The 13,994-nt window shown below is 65.7% G+C and carries 16 protein-coding genes; 8 read left to right on the top strand and 8 right to left on the bottom strand.

Annotated elements, in window-relative coordinates; all coding sequences use genetic code 11:
* Nucleotides 1–245 precede the first annotated feature (245 nt).
* A complete protein-coding gene (locus ASF54_RS13045; RefSeq protein ID WP_157510178.1) occupies nt 246–833 on the bottom strand; it encodes a TetR/AcrR family transcriptional regulator in 588 nt (195 codons plus the stop codon).
* 136 nt (nt 834–969) lie between these two features.
* Between ASF54_RS13045 and ASF54_RS13040 the strand changes: the two genes are divergently transcribed.
* From ASF54_RS13040 to ASF54_RS13030, 3 genes are all read left to right on the top strand, one after another.
* A complete protein-coding gene (locus ASF54_RS13040; protein WP_200919621.1) occupies nt 970–1,644 on the top strand; it encodes an SDR family oxidoreductase in 675 nt (224 codons plus the stop codon).
* 338 nt (nt 1,645–1,982) lie between these two features.
* A complete protein-coding gene (locus ASF54_RS13035) occupies nt 1,983–2,783 on the top strand; it encodes a nucleotidyltransferase domain-containing protein (protein ID WP_055963684.1) in 801 nt (266 codons plus the stop codon).
* Nucleotides 2,784–3,483: 700 nt separating this feature from the next.
* Nucleotides 3,484–4,107 (top strand): HAD family hydrolase, encoded by a 624-nt coding sequence (locus ASF54_RS13030; RefSeq protein WP_162237135.1) that lies wholly within the window; start codon nt 3,484–3,486, stop codon nt 4,105–4,107.
* A gap of 70 nt (nt 4,108–4,177) precedes the next feature.
* Here the strand turns inward: ASF54_RS13030 and ASF54_RS13025 are convergent, their stop codons facing one another.
* From ASF54_RS13025 to ASF54_RS13015, 3 genes are all read right to left on the bottom strand, one after another.
* Complete coding sequence (locus ASF54_RS13025; RefSeq protein ID WP_055963678.1) at nt 4,178–5,197, bottom strand: alpha/beta hydrolase; 1,020 nt, start codon at nt 5,195–5,197, stop codon at nt 4,178–4,180.
* Nucleotides 5,190–6,698 (bottom strand): MFS transporter, encoded by a 1,509-nt coding sequence (locus ASF54_RS13020; RefSeq protein ID WP_055963675.1) that lies wholly within the window; start codon nt 6,696–6,698, stop codon nt 5,190–5,192. Before ASF54_RS13020 ends, ASF54_RS13025 begins: the two co-directional genes overlap by 8 nt.
* A gap of 589 nt (nt 6,699–7,287) precedes the next feature.
* The gene (locus ASF54_RS13015; protein ID WP_055963672.1) at nt 7,288–7,740 is read right to left on the bottom strand and encodes an Hsp20/alpha crystallin family protein; all 453 of its coding nucleotides are present in this window, start codon (nt 7,738–7,740) and stop codon (nt 7,288–7,290) included.
* A 212-nt stretch (nt 7,741–7,952) separates the two neighbouring features.
* Between ASF54_RS13015 and ASF54_RS13010 the strand changes: the two genes are divergently transcribed.
* Nucleotides 7,953–8,447 (top strand): hypothetical protein, encoded by a 495-nt coding sequence (locus ASF54_RS13010; RefSeq protein WP_235481068.1) that lies wholly within the window; start codon nt 7,953–7,955, stop codon nt 8,445–8,447.
* Here ASF54_RS13010 and ASF54_RS13005 read toward each other — a convergent pair.
* A complete protein-coding gene (locus ASF54_RS13005) occupies nt 8,444–9,046 on the bottom strand; it encodes a histidine phosphatase family protein (protein ID WP_055963670.1) in 603 nt (200 codons plus the stop codon). The two genes, ASF54_RS13010 and ASF54_RS13005, sit on opposite strands and share 4 nt — an antisense overlap.
* Nucleotides 9,047–9,155: 109 nt before the next feature.
* Here ASF54_RS13005 and ASF54_RS13000 point away from each other — a divergent pair, with 109 nt between their 5' ends.
* Genes ASF54_RS13000 through ASF54_RS12985 form a run of 4 tightly spaced genes read left to right on the top strand, consistent with a single transcriptional unit; the run spans nt 9,156 to nt 11,948 of the window.
* The gene (locus ASF54_RS13000; protein WP_055963668.1) at nt 9,156–9,614 is read left to right on the top strand and encodes a hypothetical protein; all 459 of its coding nucleotides are present in this window, start codon (nt 9,156–9,158) and stop codon (nt 9,612–9,614) included.
* Nucleotides 9,611–10,207 (top strand): class I SAM-dependent DNA methyltransferase, encoded by a 597-nt coding sequence (locus tag ASF54_RS12995; protein ID WP_055963665.1) that lies wholly within the window; start codon nt 9,611–9,613, stop codon nt 10,205–10,207. Before ASF54_RS13000 ends, ASF54_RS12995 begins: the two co-directional genes overlap by 4 nt.
* Nucleotides 10,204–11,211 (top strand): acyl-CoA/acyl-ACP dehydrogenase, encoded by a 1,008-nt coding sequence (locus ASF54_RS12990; protein ID WP_055963662.1) that lies wholly within the window; start codon nt 10,204–10,206, stop codon nt 11,209–11,211. The genes ASF54_RS12995 and ASF54_RS12990 overlap by 4 nt, the downstream gene beginning before the upstream one ends.
* Nucleotides 11,208–11,948, top strand: a complete 741-nt coding sequence (locus tag ASF54_RS12985) for a PIG-L deacetylase family protein (RefSeq protein WP_162237134.1) — start codon at nt 11,208–11,210, stop codon at nt 11,946–11,948. The genes ASF54_RS12990 and ASF54_RS12985 overlap by 4 nt, the downstream gene beginning before the upstream one ends.
* 5 nt (nt 11,949–11,953) lie before the next feature.
* Here ASF54_RS12985 and ASF54_RS12980 read toward each other — a convergent pair whose 3' ends face one another.
* From ASF54_RS12980 to ASF54_RS12970, 3 genes are all read right to left on the bottom strand, one after another.
* The gene (locus ASF54_RS12980; protein ID WP_055964096.1) at nt 11,954–12,409 is read right to left on the bottom strand and encodes an SRPBCC family protein; all 456 of its coding nucleotides are present in this window, start codon (nt 12,407–12,409) and stop codon (nt 11,954–11,956) included.
* A 106-nt stretch (nt 12,410–12,515) separates the two neighbouring features.
* The gene (locus tag ASF54_RS12975) at nt 12,516–13,253 is read right to left on the bottom strand and encodes a glycosyltransferase (RefSeq protein WP_055963656.1); all 738 of its coding nucleotides are present in this window, start codon (nt 13,251–13,253) and stop codon (nt 12,516–12,518) included.
* A gap of 150 nt (nt 13,254–13,403) precedes the next feature.
* The gene (locus ASF54_RS12970) at nt 13,404–13,742 is read right to left on the bottom strand and encodes a hypothetical protein (RefSeq protein ID WP_055963653.1); all 339 of its coding nucleotides are present in this window, start codon (nt 13,740–13,742) and stop codon (nt 13,404–13,406) included.
* Nucleotides 13,743–13,994: the final 252 nt, after the last annotated feature.

The following is a 13,994-nucleotide window of genomic DNA, read 5'->3' as shown; positions in this document are numbered from 1 at the left end:
TACCCCGGAGGTTACCCCTACTCACCTACGGCATAGCTTGTCTGCGTTTAGACGTTGTTCGGCCCGGTGACCGAGGTCCGCCGGCCACATGTCATTGCGCGCAAGCCGAAGATCTAAGGCGCACTCTTGGCCACCGCCGACCTTGGTCGGCCCGGGAAGTACCCGGCTGCCCTCAAATCCTGCTGCTCCCCTCCCTTTTCAATTGGCTCAGGACTTTTCGTTCTCGCCGACACAACCATCCTGCGCTAATGCCGGAGTGCTTTTCTATCGTGGTCCTGAGTCTTGCGAGGGAGCCCGGAGAGGTACGAGGTGAGAATCCGTGTGGCGTCGAATGTCGCTGCTCGTGCCGTGCCGTACATCAAAAGCGCATCAACGATGGCGACGAGATCTCGTGCATGAGTAGACGGGTCAAGGACGTGCAACGCTCGCAGCACTGCTTCCGCGGCTTGAATTAGAAGCTGCCGCACAGGAGCCTGCTCGGTGAGAGCGGCACGCATCTCATCGTCGTGTCGCAGCTCGAACAGGAGCGCGAACCGCGCAGCCTGGGCATCTTCGCGCTGCGACAGGTACTCAAGGAAGCCCACGGCAACTCCGGCCGCTTGCGCTGGCGTGAGGCTCGGCGCAACTACGAGACCTTCGAGGTCTTGTTGGGTGTAGTCGGCTAGCCGGTTGACGAGTAAGGCCGTGAGGTCGCGGCGGGTCTTGGCGTAGTAGGTCGTGGAACCGGGCGGGAGTCCTGCCTCCGTATCGACTGCACGATGCGTGAGCGCTCGAATGCCTCCGCGGGCGATCAGGCGCACTCCCGCGTCCCCGATGTCGTCTAGCCGCGTCATATCACTCCTCATCACCCACCCTCTACAATCTTAGAGTCTCTACTTTTGTAGAGCATTGATCGCTGTGGGAGGACATATTGTGAAAGTCATAGTTATAGGCGGAGGGCGCTCGGGCAAAGCAATCCGGGAGGCGCTAGTGGAGCGAGGCGCGACCGTCAAGCTGCTGTCGCGATCAACAGGATTCGACGTTCTCCTGGACGACGCAGCCGCTCTCTTCGTCGGCGCGGATGCCGTCGTGGAAGCCACGGGCCGGTTCACCACGAGCCGGAAGCGAGCGACCGAGTTCTTTACGAAGTCCACGCGCGCCATCTCGGAAGCCGCACGACTGGCCGGAGCAAAGCACGTGCTCTTGTCAATTGTGAATTGCGAGCTGCCTGAGGTTCAGGGATACGGGTATTTCGCCGGCAAAGCAGCCCAGGAGCATTTGGCGCACGAATTGAGCGCGGACCTTACAACAGTTCGATCCACGCAGTGGTTTGAATTCGCGCAGCAGACCCTTGAACGTATGGGTGCGGGGCCCGTGGCGCTAGTTCCGCGAATGCTCATCCAGCCCGTTGCGTTGAGTGCCGTCGCGCAAGTCATTGCCGATGTTGCCGTGGGGCAACGCCATAGCGACATGATCAACCTCGCGGGCCCGGAGTCGATGACCTTGAGCGAGATGGTGAGACGTGTCCGGCCGACCAAACCCCTTCGTCTTCCCCTCGCACTACCGGGTGCGACGTGGAGAGCGATCAGCGACGGAGCATTGCTCCCTACCGGCAACGTCGAGACGGTCGGTCCCGCGTTCGTCGAGTGGCTCCATAAAGCGTGACGACTTAGTCGCCAAGGAACCTCAGTCTTCCGCAGGGGAACCTCGTCCGTGCCTGGACTAAGGTGCTTTCGACTTGCCCTAGCCGGCAACCCGCCCACAGGGCCCGGCCGAGTTTTGGAGAGGGAGGCAGCCCGTTCGAGCCGGGCCAAGAGTGGGCTTAACCGCGACCATTCGGGTTTGGAGATCGGCTCCCGTCAGTCCTTCGGGCTCGGCAACCCTCATCGATCGCGCGGTGAGTACGTAGGGTTTGCCCAGGGTCCTCCCGGCGGGGATGGAGTGATCACGCCATTCCGACGGCCACGGACGGCGGCACACCTGCACAGCGGTAGGGTCCTGCCATGCGTGCCGTGCCTGGGGATCTTGATGCATCTGTCGTCGCTCGGATCGACGAGCGCCTTGCGGCAGTTGAGCAAGAGGCTGGGGTTCGTATCGGCTGGGCGATCGAAAGCGGTAGCCGAGCGTGGGGGTTCCCGTCGCCCGACAGCGACTACGACTGCCGTTTCATCTATATCCGACCGGCGGAGCAGTATCTGTCGCTGTGGCCGCAGCGAGATGTCCTCGAGACACCCTTGGACAGCGTGCTCGATGTTAACGGTTGGGATCTTGCCAAAACCGTTCGGCTGATCGTGAAGGGCAACGCGGTGGCCATCGAGTGGTTGCGGTCTCCGATCGTGTACTCCGGCGACATTACATTCCGAGACGATCTGCTCGCATTCGCGTCGGCCGTGGTCGATCGGGCCCACATTGGCCGCCATTACCTCCACGTCGCTCGTCAGCAGCAGACGGGCTCACCCACGCTAAAGCGGTTCTTCTATGTTCTGCGGACGACGGCAGCATTGCGGTGGCTGTTCGACCATCCGGGCGCAGTCCTTCCCCCAATGGACCTTCCTACGCTTCTCGCCGAGAGCGAAGCGAGTGTCGACGTCCGTGCCGCGGCGGCCGAGTTGATCGCGGTGAAGGCTGTGACTCGGGAGATGGGGTCGGGGTCAGCCCCGCCGGTGCTGCAGGCTTTCGTCGATACCGAGTTGAAGCGGGCTGAGCACTTCGACTCGGACACCTTGATGAGGCCAGCCGCTGAAGTTCAGGCCCTGGCCGACACTTACTTCCGAGTAGCGATCGCCAAGTCCGGCGTTCGCTAGCCGAACGTCTTGCGGTCGGCCCGGCTTACGTGATGGGTGGCATACTCGCGCGCTAGTGCCCAATGGTTATGCCCGTCGTCGCCGCTCCAAGGGTCCAGTGTTCACGACAAGCGCGAGTAGAGGGTTCATCGTTCAAGCCTGCCGGAGCTAGTAACGCTGCACCAGCGCCCGCTCCCTGAAACCCTGGCGTGCTTCGCAGGAAGAAGTTGCGTTGGCCGGAGAGCTCAACGAGGCGGCCCTGTTCTTTCGCCGCCGAGTCGGACCCTTTCAAATCGTTGTCTGGCCAATGCTGCTGTGAATGATTAGGTTCGTTGCATGACCGCACCGGAGCAACCTCGCCCGCTTATGAGCCGACTCCGTAAAGCAGTCTTTGGCCGACGAGCTGGCACGTTTTCTTCCACGACGCGAAACGTGGATTCACTCGCCACGTATGGTCACACCGACCCCGACGCTGTCGTTCGCGACGAACGCGATGCACCGGAGCCAGACCGGACCTAACCATGCGCGGTGGCCCACGCCACCCGCTCCCGGTTCAGTTCTTCGTCCGGCAGGCGCAACTCTTCGATGAGCGATCTGCGCGGCCTAGGTTTGGTCTATGAGCGGACACGGCGGCAACCAAGCGCCTCTCGATCAGTCCGGGGTCGGACGTTGGGTAGGCGCGACGCCGAGGTCCAGGGGATCGAGTGCTCATCCTCGCGCTGTGCTCCTGGATTTTCATAACACGATGGCAGTTGTTCGTTCCATGGAGACGTGGGTCGATGAGGCAGGATCCCGGCTGGCGAGACGTCCTGCGTCGAGGTCGACGGCAGCTGAGCGGCTCGGGAACGTGTGGGGTGACGCGAGAAAGCTCTTCCCGGCTCTGGATTGGGACCTCGATCCCGCGGCTCACAGGCACGCTTTCGTTTCAGCCCTGAGCCAAGACGGCGCAATCGCCCTCGATTTCGCCGGAGCGCTGTACGAGACCATGCCGAACCAGTGGAAGTTGAACCGAGGAGTGTCGGATTTCATCGTTCGCGCGTCGGGCGCGGGGGTGCGTTTGGCGATCGTCTCAAACATTGCCCTGGACATCCGCCCCGCTCTGGAGGGTTGGGGCATCGCCTCGGCCCTCGATGCAGTGGTCCTGTCCTACGAAGTCGGATACGTAAAACCGGATCCACGTATTTTTCAACTCGCGGCGGATTTGCTCGACACGGACCCGACCGATTGTTTGATGATCGGCGACTCAGCGTACGACGACGTGGGCGGTGCAGTCTTGGGAATGCTGTGCATCGTCACTCGGCCTGAGCAGATGTGGCGGGCGTTCGAGCTCGCTAGTCCACGGTGAGCGGCCCCGCTTCGTACTAGCGGCGCGAACAAAGTACGCAGGCGTACGTAAACCGGACGCCCGGCACGCTTCAGTTAAGAGACACCTGGAGCGCCCGACTTGAAAGATCTGCGACCGGCGCGGGTGGTCCGAGGGTTCGTCGTGTCCAGTCGCCCAGGGCGGCGGTCGCGGTTTTCGAAATGACGGCCTCGGGCATCATGCTGGTGAATCCGTGGAAGGCGCCCGGCCAGACGTGCAGTTCGGCGTCGACTCCTGCGGCCCAGAGGGCACTGGCGTAGGCGACGGTTTCGTCGCGGAACACCTCGGTGCTGCCGCAGTCGATGTAGGTCCTTGGCAGACCAGAGAGGTTTTCGGCGCGGGCGGGTGCGGCGTAGATGGAGACGTCGTCGGTGGCGCGGCGAGCGCCGAGGTAGGCGTCCCAGCCGAAGCGAGTCATCTGCCGGTCAGCAACTCCGACCCCGTCGATCTGGAGCGTTGACACCGTGTTGTCGCGGTCGTCGAGCATCGGTGAGACGAGGATCTGTGCCAACAAGTCCGGACCTTTCCGGTCACGTGCGAGGAGTGCGGTGCCGGTGGCGAGCCCGCCGCCCGCGCTTTGGCCGGCGATGACGATCCGATTGGGGTCGATGCCGAGCTCGTCGGCGTGGGCTGCGACCCAGACGAGGCCGGCGTAGCAGTCCTCGACGGGGTAGGGGTCGGGGTATTCGGGGGCGAGGCGGTAGTCGATACTCAGAAGGACGACGTCGTGGTCGAGGAGCCAGTCGTCATAGGAGTCGAGGTTGCCGAGGTAGTGACCGAACATCATCCCGCCGCCATGGATCGAGTAGACGGCGGCCGTAGCGCCGGTGCGGCCGATTCTCTGGATGACGGCCAGCTCGATGGGGTCGCCCAAATGCCCGGGCACGGTGACGCTTCGGCGTTCGTAACCACGGTCGCGGAGCTTCTCGTCGAGCTCTTCTTCGGTCGTGTCGAGCTGGCGCATGCGGGGCAGCATCTCGGTCGACAGGGTGAAGGGTCCTCGAGCTTCGAGAGCCGTGAGGAACGTCTGGAGCTCGGGGTCGAACGTGGGGCGAATGGTGGGGTCAGACATGAGTGGGCTCCGTGGCGGTGGCGGTGGCAGTGGCAGAAGTGGTGGCGGTGGCGGACGACGGGCTGGTGGTGTGGGGGGCACGAACCATGCCGAGCGCGACGAGGGCTACGGCGAAGGCGGTGATCGTCAGGCCGGCGATGGTGAGGGCGGTCTCGAACGAGTCGACTCGCGTCGGCGTCCAGGCCCCGCTGGTGATGCTGCCTTTCACGAGTGCGGCGAGGATGGTGCCGGTGGCGGTGATCCCGACGGCGGTCGCGATCTCGCTGGCGGTGTCGACGAGGGCGGCACCGATCGAGGTGCGGTTCTCTGGCAGGCCCCGAAGGACGTTGTTGCCGGCGACGACACCGACGACTCGCATGCCGGCTGCGACGAGGACTAGCGCGAGGGCAACCCAGACGTAGCCGAACCGGGCGAGGGTAGCGAACACGGCAAGGCCGGCGACCACTGAGGCGGCGCTCATCCACGCGGCACGGCCAAGACCTGCCCGGGTGACGAAGGGACCCACGAACCGTCCGCTTGCGAGGAGGACGACGACCTGGGGCAGGGTGCCGACGGCGGCGAGAGCTGGCGACCACCCCCACGCGAGCTGCAGCTGCAGAGTGACCAAATACGACAGGCCCGCCATGGCAAGGCCCGCCGCGGCCTTGTAAGCCAGACCGCTGGAGACCAAGGGCGTGGCGATGAGGTGCAGGTCGAGGAGCGGAAAGCGGGCCGACCGCTCCCGGATCACGAAAGCGGCGATCGAGAGGGCAGTGACGGCAACTGACCCCCACGACAAACCCGTACCAGCGTGGGTGACGAAGAGCGTGGGTGTGACGAGGATCCCGACGACGGTCACGCTGCCGAGGAATGCGCCGACGATGTCGATCGGATCACGGTGCAGGTCGGCTTTCTGATCGGTGCTGACACCGACACGGATTGCGACGAACGCGAGGGCGGCTATGGGAGCGGTGGCCAGCAGGAGCATCTGCCAGGGGGCGACCGCGAGCACGAATCCGCCGACAGTCGGTGCGATGGCCAGACCGACGAGCCCGGCAGTGGAGATCACGGTCAATGCCCGGATCCGGAGATCCTCCCTTGTGAAGAGGCGGAAAGCCAGGGCCATCGTTCCGGGGGTCGTCATCGCCGCGGCGACTCCCATGAGGGCTCGGACGACGATGAGCTGTTCCATCGACGTGACGAACACGGTCAGGACGCTTGCGATGGCGAGGAGGGCGAGACCGGTGAGCATGACTCGGCGCCTGCCGAAGCGATCGGCCACGGCCCCGAACAGGAGCATGAGGCCACCGAATGCAACGGAGTACGCCCCCGATACCCACTGGAGTGCTGCGGTTGCCGCGCCGAGGTCGCGGCCGATTGTGGGCAGGGCGACGTTCAGGATCGAGTTGTCGAGCATCTCGAACAGGAAAACGGCCGACAGCCCGGCGAGGGCGATCCACGCGTCGCGGAGCCGCTCCGGTGGGGCGGCAATACGGGGAGAGGAACTTGTTTGCACGGACATAGGCGCACTCCTTCGAGGAAGAAGTGGCGACTCCCATGAGACGCGTGCGCATTTCCGCCGACCGAAGCCGAACGGGATTTTTCCCTCTGCTCGGAATGTAGCGCATGGGCGGCGTCACCGCCAGCTCTGCTGGTCCGGGGCCAAAAGTGAGCGAGGCAGGGAACAGTCTGCAGCGTTGTGCGTGAGCTGTCTCCTCCTCAGTCGCAAAGGCCGAGGCGGGAACTGGCAAAGGCCGGTTCCCGCCCCGGGAGGAGCTAGTCGTGTGTCGGCCGCCTCGGAGGTGAGCGGGCCCAAGGCGTCGAGGTTGTCGGACGTGAGATGCGGCGCCATGACGTCGTCGAGCAACCGGGCGTGGCCGCGGGTTTTGCACGGGCTGGAGTCAGTGGCGGTGCTGCCCGAGTGATGGTCACGCGGGTTGCGTCGTCGAGGACGGCGTCGACGAGTATCTGTTCCGCTTCGCGGATGACGTCGTCGATGTCATCCCGGGTGGGAGTGTCGAGAGCTGCGACCAGAAGCATGGTGGCCTCCTCGCCGGTGCGTAGTGAGAGGGTGGGGTGAGGGCCCTCATGGAGGGCCCCCACCCTCGCCGTCAGCTGTTGAGTGAGTGCTGTTCCGAACCCTGACCCGAGCTGAGCTCGGAGGCCTGGCCGGTGGTGACTTCGATCTTGCGAGGCTTGGCCTTCTCGCTGACCGGGATCACCAGCGACAGAACGCCGTTGTCGTAGTGCGCCGTGATCTTGGTCGAGTCGATGCCCTCGCCGACCGAGAACTGGCGTAGGTACGAGCCATGCGGACGTTCCTGGCTGAGCCACTTCACGCCGTCGCGGGTGTCGGCCGTCCGGTTGGCGCGGATGGTCAGCAGTTGACCATCGACGTCGATATCGACCGACCCGGGGTCGATACCGGGCATGTCTGCGTTCAAGACGTACCGATCGCCATCGCGATACAGGTCGACGGGCATGAACTTGGGCCCCTGCCGGGTTCCGAGAAGACCGGCGGTGAGACGGTCGATCTCGGTGAAAGGATCAAAAGACATAGCCATGAAGAGTCCCCTTTCTTGGGTGCTGCGTGTGGAGTTGGTGGTGCCGAACCCTCCCGGATTCAGACACCAAAAATATAAAACCGTGGCCGGGGTCGTAGCTCAAAAAAGGCTCAAAAGTGCCTTCGCGCTCGCCGCAAACGGAGTCGTTTTCGCGACAGGTGGTGCCGCTATTGTGGGCGTCGTTTGCAACCCCAGCTACTCCGATCGGAGACATGATGGTCGACCAGGTCAACTCACCCGCGCAGCACCAGATCGAGGTGCCGTTGGGCACGCCAGTGCTCGCACAAGCGCTGCGGTACACGGCGATGTACGGGCCGAAGCCGTTCCCGGAGGCGCTCCTGGTGTACCTCGACAACGGCGCTTACAAGATCCTCTCGCTCGGCGAGGAGCACTTCGGCAGCTACGTCTCGGCGACCGACCTGTCGGCCGATCCGCGACACGTCGCCTTCCTGTCGTGGCCATCCGCCGACTGGGGCCGCAACGTGGCGTCGCACACCCTCACCTTCGAGAAAGACACGGGCGCGTTCGTGCAGTCGCTGGTCTTGCCGGGCGATCCAGTGCCCAGGGCGCAGCACGGTTATGCCGCGGTGGTAGACACCCCGCCGGCCGAGCTGATGGATGCGTCGTGGGAGGAGCTCCGGGCAGCCTGCGCACCGGTGTTCGACGCCCTCAGGGAGCGTGCCGACCGCGCTAACCGAAGCGACTAGGCGACGGGCGCGCCATCCCACGAGACGGCTCGCCAGCCCTCGGCGGGGGAGCCGTGGAGCTCCACGACGCCGGTGTTCTGCACGCCGTGGGTGCGACTGAACTCGGCATCGAGGTTCGTGGCCGTCGAGGAGGCCCAGACGCAGATCGCGGCCTCGTGCGAGACCACGACGGCGACCTCGTTCGATTCATTCGCGACCGCATCGATGGCAGCACTGAAGCGGGCCATGAACTCGGTGCCGCTCTCACCACCGGGGATGCGGGCGTCGGGATCGTGCCACCAGCGCTGCATCGTGCCCGCGTAGCCGGAGAGGGCCTCGGCGTAGGGGAGCCCCTCGAGGTCTCCGGCGTCGATCTCGTGGAATCCGTCGATCTCGTGATGCGCCAGACCCCGGGCGGCGGCCACCTCGGCGGCTGTCTGCGACGCCCGCAGCGCCCGCGACGAATGCACGACCGCGACCTCGTCGGCGGCGAGACGATCGGCGAGGGCGCGAGCCTGCTCGATGCCGGTCGGCGAGAGGGCCGGCCCGGGCAGGTGCGAGCCGATGGTGCGAGCGACGTTGTCAGCGGTCTCGCCGTGGCGGATGAGGAGGAGTCGCATCGGATCCTTCGGGTCGGGGTGGCTTTCATCGTGGCATGCGGTGGCTGGGGCCGGTCTGTGCCCGTCCACGGTGGGCGACACCCCGGGAGAGAGGGGCATACTTCGACGTATGAGCGCCAGCGAAGACAGCCCACGACAAGGATCCGGCGGTCCCGACGCAGCACACCGCCGACCGGCCGGTCTCGACGACGCGACGGTGGCGGCGCTCGGCAAGTTGTCCGAGGCCCTTGAGGTCGTGGAGCACGCCCGCGGTTACCTCTACGGATTCCATCGACTCACCGGCAAGGCCGATCTCGCGCTGGGGGAGGCCGTGGAGATGCTCCACCAGGCCGGCCAGGAGTCGATTGCCGACGAGATCGAGAACGAGCTCGTAGGGCGCAACGTGATCCACGGCCGATGGACGTTCCAGGTCGTCGAGGATTACGACGACAACTACTACGCCGCGTTCAAGGCCGCCGAGTCGAAGGCCCGTGACGAATTGGCCGGCGGCAAGCGCCACCTCTTCGAAGCGGAGATGAAAGAGGATCGCCGCAGCCACGGCCGAGCGCACCACGAAGCGAAGCCGTGAGCGGCGAGTCACACGGCGCCCTGCGATCGCACTTCGAGGCGACGCACCTGCATGCAACCGACCCGTGGTCGGTCGAGACGAGCTGGTATGAGATTCGCAAGCGTGCCGTGCTGCTCGCCGCCCTGCCCCGGGAGCGATACGGCGCGGTGCTCGAGATCGGCTGCTCCACCGGGGTGCTGACCGAGGAGCTCGCGGGCCGGAGCGATCGGATCCTCGCCGTCGACCTGGCCGAGAGCGCCGTGCAGAGGGCCCGCGAGCGACTCGCGGGTCTGGCTCATGTGCGGGTCGCGCAGGGCGACGTGTCGGACGGGCTGCCGGCCGGGCAGTGGGATCTCGTCGTGGTGTCGGAGGTCGCCTACTACCTGGACGACGACGTCTGGCGTGACCTCATCGGGGCGATCGCGTCTCAGCTCACCGAGGGCGGCACGGTGGTGGCGTGCCATTGGCGGCACCCGGCGTCCGACTTCCGGCAATCCGGTTACGCCGTCCATCAGGCGCTCACGCAGCACCCCGAGTTCACGACGGTTGTGCACCACGAAGAGCCCGATTTCGTCCTCGACGTCGTGACTCTCACCAGAAAGGCGACGACATGAAACGAGTTGCTCTCTCCGAGGCACCCGTGGGTCGCATCACCCAGGCGGTCCTGGATGCGAACCCCCAGACAGTGAACGACGCGCTCGACCTCGGCGTCGCCCTGAATCCGCTCCGCCCCTTCGTCGGTCAGGGCGCGACACTCGATGTGTGGGAGGCGCTGGCGACTCTCGCCTCGCATGATCTCGCTCTCGCGCGCGCGATCGAGCCGCACATCGACGCTCAGACCATCCTCGATCAGGAGGCGTCGAGCCATGTGCGCGGCGGCACCTGGGGAGTGTTCGCGTCGGAGGGTTCCGGTCATCGCGTCGAAGCTCGCGAAAGCGACACCGGCTGGCGTCTCACCGGCGTGAAGCAGTGGTGTTCGCTCGGGGGATCGCTCTCGGACGCCCTCGTGACGGCTTGGGTGAGCGAGAGTGAGCGGCGACTGTTCCGCGTCAAGCTGTCGGAGCACGGTGTGCGGGTGTCGTCGGCCGAGTGGCACTCTCGAGGTCTCGAAGAGATCCCGAGCAACGCCGTCGAATTCGACGAAAGCCCGGCGACTCCCGTGGGCGCGACCGGCTGGTACCTCGATCGCCCCGGGTTCGCCTGGGGCGGCATCAGTGTCGCCGCGTGCTGGCTGGGCGGCGCGACCGGGCTCGGCCGCTCTCTGCTCGAGGCGACTCGACGACCGGGTGGTCGAGGCGATGACATCACGCTCATGCATCTCGGCGTGGTCGACGCCCGCCTTGCCGAATCCCGTCGGGCCTTCGCGGCAGCGGCCGCCGTGCTCGATTCCGGCGACGAGGCGGTCGTGCTCGGCAAGCGCCTCCGCTCCACCGTAGCCCGAGCCGCGGAGGGCGCGATGTTCCACGTCGGACACGCCCTCGGACCGGAGCCCCTCGTGCGTGACGAATCGCACGCGAAGCGGGTCGCCGACCTCACCGTCTACATTCGCCAGCACCACGGAGAGCGCGACGACGCCTCCCTCGGTCGAAGCGTGCGCGACTCCGACATCGAGTGGTGATCTTCGACTCCGCCGACCCCGGCACGGCGGCACGGGAATGGGACGAGGATCCGAGGTGGCAGCGCCTGCCCCGACTCCGCCTCGGCGGAATCGATCACGTGATCGTCTTCGCCGCCCACCCGGATGACGAGACCCTCGGTGCCGGTGGGCTCCTGGCCTCTGCCCGATCGGCCGGAATCGCGGTGACCTTCGTCGTCGTCACCGACGGCTCCGGCGCCGGGGACGTCTCTCCGGGCGAGACGCTCGCAGCGGTTCGCACCGCGGAAGCGGAGGCGGCAGCCCGTGACCTCGGCATCGACGACGTCCGGTTTCTCGGAGTGACCGACGGTGCCATTCGCGAGAACCGTGACCTTGTCGCCCGGGCGACCGGTGGGATCCTGAGCGAATTTCCGCGCGCCCTCGTGGTCGCACCGTGGCAGGGCGACGGGCACCGCGACCACCGTGTTCTGGGCGAGATCACCCTCGAGGTGTGTCGGCGCGAGCAACGGCAGCTGTGGGCGTACCCGATCTGGCTGTGGCACTGGGGCAACCCCGAGCACGCGAATACCCCGTGGTCGACGATGGCCACGCTGCCGCTGACCGGCGACGACGTAGCCGCCAAAGCTCGTGCGCTAGGCAAATACCGCTCGCAGGTACACGGCTCTGCCCCCGTTCTTCACGAGAGGTTCCTCGGGCACTTTCAGCGCCCGGAGGAGGTCTTCGTCGTGGAGAACGAGGGCAGAGTAGCGGTCGGCTAGACCGTTCAGGCCTTGACGTCGCCTCGCCAGGCGCCGTCCGGCTTGCCCTGCGACTCGATGTACTCCTTGAAGTTCTTAAGGTCTTTCTTGATCGCGTGGTTGTCGGCGCCGAGCGTCGAGCCGACCTTCTCGAGGAAGCCGGTGGGCTCCCAGTCGATCTGCACGGTCAGGCGGGTCTCGGAGTCGCTGAGCTTGTGGAACGTGATGACGCCGGCGTGGTCGACCTCGCCGCCGGTGGAGTTCCAGGCGACGCGCTCGTCGGGGTGCTGCTCCGTGATCTCGGCCTCGAACTGCTTCTCGACGGGACCGACCTTGACGTTCCAGACGGTCAGGGTCTCGGTGACCTGGTCGATCGACTCGACCTCGTCGAGGAACTTCGGAAATTCTTCGAACTGGGTCCACTGGTTGTAGGCGACGGACACGGGAACGTTGACGTCGATGGTTTCGATTGCTTGTGCCATGGAGATCTCCTGGTTTGTGATCGGTGTGACGTGGACGGTAGCTCGATGGCGGAACCGAGGCTCGGTCACGCGGCTATTCGAGGCCACTTGACAGGTCGAGACCCGGTCAGAACGACGGAGCCACGCAAGCCGGCACGAGGTTCTCGGCAAGGTATCGGGCGTAGCCACCCGGAGTGCGACCCACCTGTCGGCCGGAGGTCATCACGTCGCAATCATCCGATGCGGCGAGCGTGACGCCCTGCGCTCGCAGCCTCGTGACCAGGTCGTTGTCTTCGTGCTCGTCGTGGTGGAGAAAGCCACCGGCCTCGAGATATGCCGATGCTCGAACCCCGAGGTTGGCCCCGTGAACGTGCCCGTTGGGCTTCCCTGGAACGCGCTTCGCTTTCCACGCGGCGATCTGGGCCTCGGTGAGATCGGCGAAGTCGGGTGTGACCGTGCCGAGCATCACGTCGATACCGGAGTCGGCGAGCCGGAGTTGCTCGACAAACCAATTCGGCGGAACTACCGAGTCGGCGTCGGTGTTGCCGATCCAGACACCGCGCCCGAGAGGCCCGCCTTCAGCATGGCCACGGAGGGCAGCCAGGCTGTGGTCGATGCCCTCTGCCCGAGCCGCACCCACCGTGCCGCCCATGCTCGTCAGCACCTCGACGCCGGAGAACGACGAGGCGATCGCCACCGTGTCGTCGCTGCAGCTGTCTGCCACCACGACGATTCGCAGAGCTACGTCGGGGCGGGCGGCGTGCAGAGCGCTCGCGGCCGCACTGAGACCTTCGAGGCAGGCGCCGATGAGGCCCTCCTCATTGTGAGCCGGCACCACAGCGCACAGAGCCGTTATCGACGACACTAGTCACTTCCCCACCCGTCTCGCGACGCGGTCAACCCCTGCTGCACCGGACGTGCACGAACTTCGAACTGTAGGCGCTCCCGGCGGTTCGCGCGGGCCTCCTCTGCCACGGTCACCCGCGCATCGCGGGCCCGTGGCCGAGCACGAGGCTCAGCCGTCGAGTGCATCCAAGTCGCGGAGGGCTTGCTCGGCCTGAACCAGACGGTCGGCCACCGGCCGCTCCCACCAATAGTCGCCCCGCTCGCCGAGACCGTGCTTGGCGAGACCCACCCGCTTTCGCGCGTCCGTCACCGCCGTCTCGTCGCCAGCACGCTTCGCCGAACCCACTCCCGAGCGACCGCGGCCGAGGTGCGACCTCAGAGCGGACGCGACGTCGTCGGGCAGGCTCGGGTCGGTTCGTCGCCACCGTCGTCCGTTGATGACGAGCCAGCGCTCGTCGTCGGCGTCGGAGTGAGCGGCGGCCTGCTCGCCCGGGTTCGACTCGGTCATGGCGCGCACGGTACACGGGCCAGCCCCGGTGGGGTCGCGACGGTGGGGAAAGTCGTTGACAACGAGTCTTCTCAAGCCATACGGTCTTTCCGACAGACGATCGTCTGACGGAAGAGGAGCTGTTCGCATGTACAGCCCGGACGACCCGTGGGGCATCCCACACTCCGTGACCTACTGGGTTCCCTTCTGGGATGAGCCGGTCATCGCTGAATGCACCTGTGGCCTGTCGCACGACCATTTCGAAAGCATTCC

It is taken from the genome of Frondihabitans sp. Leaf304 (assembly GCF_001423105.1).
Classification (GTDB): Bacteria; Actinomycetota; Actinomycetes; order Actinomycetales; family Microbacteriaceae; genus Frondihabitans.
This window is presented reverse-complemented; position numbering and strand designations above follow the sequence as displayed.

Excerpts from the sequence above, each read along its gene's own strand:
- ASF54_RS13015 (WP_055963672.1), bottom strand. The coding sequence starts at position 7,740 with ATGGCTATGTCTTTTGATCCTTTCACCGAGATCGACCGTCTCACCGCC.
- ASF54_RS13035 (WP_055963684.1), top strand. The coding sequence starts at position 1,983 with ATGCGTGCCGTGCCTGGGGATCTTGATGCATCTGTCGTCGCTCGGATC.
- ASF54_RS13045 (WP_157510178.1), bottom strand. The coding sequence starts at position 833 with ATGACGCGGCTAGACGACATCGGGGACGCGGGAGTGCGCCTGATCGCC.
- ASF54_RS13010 (WP_235481068.1), top strand. The coding sequence starts at position 7,953 with ATGATGGTCGACCAGGTCAACTCACCCGCGCAGCACCAGATCGAGGTG.
- ASF54_RS12970 (WP_055963653.1), bottom strand. The coding sequence starts at position 13,742 with ATGACCGAGTCGAACCCGGGCGAGCAGGCCGCCGCTCACTCCGACGCC.
- ASF54_RS13025 (WP_055963678.1), bottom strand. The coding sequence starts at position 5,197 with ATGTCTGACCCCACCATTCGCCCCACGTTCGACCCCGAGCTCCAGACG.
- ASF54_RS13000 (WP_055963668.1), top strand. The coding sequence starts at position 9,156 with ATGAGCGCCAGCGAAGACAGCCCACGACAAGGATCCGGCGGTCCCGAC.
- ASF54_RS13005 (WP_055963670.1), bottom strand. The coding sequence starts at position 9,046 with ATGCGACTCCTCCTCATCCGCCACGGCGAGACCGCTGACAACGTCGCT.
- ASF54_RS12980 (WP_055964096.1), bottom strand. The coding sequence starts at position 12,409 with ATGGCACAAGCAATCGAAACCATCGACGTCAACGTTCCCGTGTCCGTC.
- ASF54_RS13020 (WP_055963675.1), bottom strand. The coding sequence starts at position 6,698 with ATGTCCGTGCAAACAAGTTCCTCTCCCCGTATTGCCGCCCCACCGGAG.
- ASF54_RS12990 (WP_055963662.1), top strand. The coding sequence starts at position 10,204 with ATGAAACGAGTTGCTCTCTCCGAGGCACCCGTGGGTCGCATCACCCAG.